At 67.1% G+C, this 910-nt stretch carries 1 protein-coding gene; it reads right to left on the bottom strand.

The genetic code is table 11. The annotated features are described in order from the left end of the window. Positions 1-910, bottom strand: a 910-nt coding sequence (gene xylA / locus L0U85_RS20125) for a xylose isomerase (protein WP_241379554.1), incomplete at its 3' end; no start/stop codon positions are given.

Here is a 910-nt window from a genome sequence, read left to right as displayed (position 1 = left end):
ACACCCCTGCGTCGTCCTCGGTGCGCGGGGGCTTGAAATCGAAATGCACCGGCCCCGAATACTGGCCCTTCGCGATGCCCTCCTCGACCGCGTCCACCGTCCAGAACGCACCGCCCACGTTCCCGGCACCGAACCGCAGATCCTGGTCATAACGCGGACCGGTCTGCCCGTTGAGGTCGATGTGGTACAGCTTCCCGTGCCACAACGCCTGCCGGATCCCCGCCGCGTAATCGAGCCCGGCCATCTCCTCATGCCCGATCTCGGGATTGATCCCCACCAGATCGGGCCGCTCGAGTTCGTTGATGAACGCCAGCGCATGCCCGATGGTCGGCAGCAGGATGTTCCCCCGCGGCTCGTTCGGCTTCGGTTCGATCGCGAACCGGATGTCGTAGCCCTGCTCGGTGACATAGGCGCCGAGCGTGTCGTAGGCCTCCTTCATCCGCGCCAGGGCCGACTGCACGTCCTTGGAGCCGCCGGACTCGGCGCCCTCACGTCCGCCCCAGCACACGTACACCTTCGCGCCCAGCTCCGCGGCCAGATCGAGGTTCCGCATCACCTTGGCCAGAGCGAACCGCCGCACGTCCCGGTCGTTGTGCGTGAACCCGCCGTCCTTGAAGATCGGGTGGGAGAACAGGTTCGTCGTCGCCGTGGTCACCTTCAGACCGGTCTCGTCCAAGGCCTTGCGGAACGCCGCCACGTTCTGCTCGCGGTCGGACTCGTCGAACGCGAACACGTCGTTGTCGTGGAAGTTCACCCCGTAGGCCCCGATCGCGGCCAGCTCCCGCACCGCCCGATCGGCCGCCATCGGCGCCCGCGTCGCCGGACCGAACACGTCCTGCGCCGCCCAACCCACAGTCCAGATACCGAACGAGAACCGGTCCTGGGGCGTCGGCGAGTACTTGTCGCTCAT

It is taken from the genome of Glycomyces sp. L485 (genome assembly GCF_022548875.1).
Classification (GTDB): domain Bacteria; phylum Actinomycetota; class Actinomycetes; order Mycobacteriales; family Micromonosporaceae; genus Glycomyces.
This window is presented reverse-complemented; position numbering and strand designations above follow the sequence as displayed.